The sequence below is a fragment of the Bacillus sp. AFS055030 genome, assembly GCF_002574545.1.
Taxonomy (GTDB): Bacteria; Bacillota; Bacilli; order Bacillales; family Bacillaceae_G; genus Gottfriedia.
In genome coordinates, this window is record NZ_NUGT01000085.1 from 1 (window position 1) to 3,309 (window position 3,309).

Sequence of the window (3,309 nt, forward strand, 5' to 3'; positions counted from 1 at the left end):
GCCATAAAGACATGTTCTTTTTCAAGGATTTAACCCTTTAATATGTTAGTACTTCTATTTGAAAAATCAGTTTCAGGGTAATAGCTATTTTTTACAAGAATATTTGGTCCTAAGCATTTAACGGCTGGACAATGACAGCTTAGTTCATTTGCAGTTTTTGATAATGTCCAAGTATCATATGCTTCTTGTAATGTATGGGTTTGGATATTTCCAAGATGAGGTACATCACCGAAGTCAGTAACGATGATGCTGCCATCAAATACATTTACATTTAAGCGTGAACGGCCATCTGGGTCATTTCGTAATGTTACGTTTTTACTATTATATAATCTTTGAATGATGTCTAAATCGTTTTGATCATCACTACATGGATAAAATGGTAGAGTACCAAATAGCATCCAAATATTTTCATCACGTACATCTAGTAAAGTAGAAATTGCTTCACGAAGCTCTGATTTTGTCAGGACTTCTAGTGTACTAGCGAAATCGCTCGCATACATTGGGTGAACTTCGTGCCTCTGACATTTCATTTCTTCTACGATTTGACGATGGATTTTTTCTAAGTATGGAAGCGTACGTTTGTTTAACATTGTTTCAGCGGATACCATCACTCCAGCATCAGCAAGGCGTCGGCTGTTTTCAATCATGTTTTCGAATAATTTCGCACGTTGCGCATAGGTCGGCTTACGATCCATCATCGCAAATCCTGCTTCTACAAATTCATCAACAGTTCCCCAGTTATGAGAGATATGAAGGACGTCTAAATATGGAATTATTTTTTCGTATCTTTCAAAATCTAATGTTAGATTTGAGTTAATTTGAGTACGAACTCCACGTTCATGTGCATATTTCAATAAAGGTACAACATATCCGTTCAACATTTTATTTGAAAGCATCGGTTCTCCACCAGTTATGCTAATGCAGCGAAGTTTTTCAATCTCTTCTAAGCGATTTAAAACAAGCTCAATAGGGAGTGGATTTGGATCCTTAGGTTGTAAAGTATAACCGACAGCACAATGTTCACAGCGCATATTACAAATCGTCGTAGTTGTAAACTCTACATTTGTCAGTATGTTTTTACCATACTCTTCAACATCTAAATATGCTTCCCAAGGATCATATGTAGGTGTTATTTGTTGTAATAATTTTTTCATGTGATAACTCCTTTAGGTACAAAACTTGCACCCATAAGTATTAGATAAATTAATTTTCCTCAACTATTATAAGAAAGAAAGTGAAACCTTGTATAGGAATAACTTCCTAAAATTTAAAAAAATGTCGAAAATCTACGATATATAGGAGAAGAAGGGTATAATATAAATTATAATTGTATTAGAAAGGACGATCATTTCATGTCAAACACAGAACAATTAACTTATATTAAAGAGCGCTTTAATTCAGTAATGGAAACAATCGAATCATTAGAAGCTGAAGAAGTAAGTTTAGAAGAGCTAGATCAATTATTATCAGTTCTAGATGATTTAGAAAGTAAATGTCGTGAAGTTAATCGCCCAGATTGAGTCCATTGTAATGGGCTTTTTTTATTGGGACCAAAAACAAAAATTGTACATCGTTTTAATTTTTAACGATGGAACTTGCTAAATATTTGCCCAAATCAGAACTAATTCTAAAAGGGCTTTTTTTATTCCGTTTATTAAAAATTGTATTATAATGAAGAGGGGAACATTCAGTATTTTTATAAAGGGTTTTAAGGGGGAGCATGAATGCAACACATCCAGGAAAGTATTTATCAATTAATTGTTGAAACATCAACAAATTTACCAAAAGACGTACGTAAAGCAATCAGACAAGCTAAAGCAAGTGAAACAGCGGGTACAAGAAGTGCCATCGCATTGGAAACGATTACAAACAATATTATGATGGCTGAAGGCGATGTTTCACCAATTTGCCAAGATACTGGTATGCCAACATTTAAAGTGAAAACGCCAGTTGGAGTAAACCAACTTGTGATAAAAGAAGCAATTTATGCTGCAATTGAACAAGCTACAAAAGATGGTAAGCTTCGTTCTAACTCTGTAGATTCTTTATTTGGTAAAAATAGCGGAAATAACTTAGGACCAGGTACTCCTGTTGTTAAATTTGAGCAACACGAGAGTGACTATATCGATATTCGCCTAATCTTAAAAGGTGGCGGATGTGAAAATAAAAACATTCAATACAGCTTACCTTGCGAACTTGAAGGACTTGGAAAAGCAGGTCGTGATTTAGATGGAATCCGTAAATGTATTTTACACAGCGTATACCAAGCACAAGGACAAGGCTGTAGCGCAGGCTTCATCGGAGTAGGTATTGGTGGTGACCGTACTAGCGGTTATGAACTTGCGAAAGATCAATTATTCCGTTTAACTGATGATGAAAATCCAATTCCAGAGCTTAAAGCAATGGAAGATTACATTATGGAAAATGCGAACAAGCTTGGCGTAGGAACAATGGGCTTTGGTGGGGAAACAACTCTACTTGGCTGTAAAATCGGTGTAATGAACCGTCTTCCTGCAAGTTTCTTCGTATCAGTTGCGTATAACTGCTGGGCATTCCGCCGTTTAGGAATGAAAATCAATCCTGAAACTGGTGAAATTTCAGAATGGCTATATCGTGAAGGCGAAGAAATTAGCTTTACAAATGAAACGAAAGAAACAACTGAAGCTCCACGTGAAGTGAAATTAGTAGCTCCAATTACAGAAGAACAGATTCGTGAATTAAAGGTTGGGGACGTTGTTTCAATTAGTGGAATGATGTATACAGGACGCGACGCAATCCACCATCATTTAAAAGACCACGATTGTCCAGTCGATTTAAATGGACAAATTATTTACCACTGTGGACCTGTAGTGTTAAAAGATGAAGAAGGTAAATATCATATTAAAGCAGCTGGTCCAACGACAAGTATTCGTGAGGAGCCATACCAAGGCGATATCATGAAAAAATTCGGCATTCGCGCTGTAATCGGTAAAGGCGGAATGGGTGCAAAAACATTAAAAGCTCTAGAAGAACACGGCGGCGTTTATTTAAATGCAATTGGTGGAGCAGCACAATACTACTCACAATGTATTAAAGAAGTAAAAGACGTAAACTACCTAGAGTTCGGTATTCCTGAAGCTATGTGGCACTTACAAGTTGAAGACTTCAAAGCAGTTGTAACAATGGATTCCCATGGTAATTCATTGCATAAAGATGTAGATAAGAGTTCACTTGAGAAATTAGCTACTATGGCTGAGAAAGTATTTTAATTAATTTAATTTGAAAGGCAATGTCATCTTTATGGCATTGCTTTTTTGTTTTTCAAAAATA

General features: G+C 35.8%; 3 protein-coding genes. 2 read left to right on the plus strand and 1 reads right to left on the minus strand.

Going from position 1 to position 3,309, the window contains the following annotated elements:
• Window positions 1-29: 29 nt before the first annotated feature.
• Window positions 30-1,154, minus strand: coding sequence for a radical SAM/CxCxxxxC motif protein YfkAB (gene yfkAB / locus CN925_RS20215; RefSeq protein ID WP_098848603.1), 1,125 nt, complete (start codon window positions 1,152-1,154; stop codon window positions 30-32).
• A 198-nt stretch (window positions 1,155-1,352) separates the two neighbouring features.
• Between yfkAB and CN925_RS21440 the strand changes: the two genes are divergently transcribed.
• Together CN925_RS21440 and CN925_RS20225 are read left to right on the plus strand one after the other, a co-directional pair.
• Window positions 1,353-1,520: an SE1561 family protein gene (locus CN925_RS21440; protein ID WP_098848604.1), complete on the plus strand. Its 168-nt coding sequence runs from the start codon at window positions 1,353-1,355 to the stop codon at window positions 1,518-1,520.
• 204 nt (window positions 1,521-1,724) lie between these two features.
• The gene (locus tag CN925_RS20225; protein ID WP_098848605.1) at window positions 1,725-3,248 is read left to right on the plus strand and encodes a fumarate hydratase; all 1,524 of its coding nucleotides are present in this window, start codon (window positions 1,725-1,727) and stop codon (window positions 3,246-3,248) included.
• The last annotated feature ends 61 nt before the right edge of the window (window positions 3,249-3,309 follow it).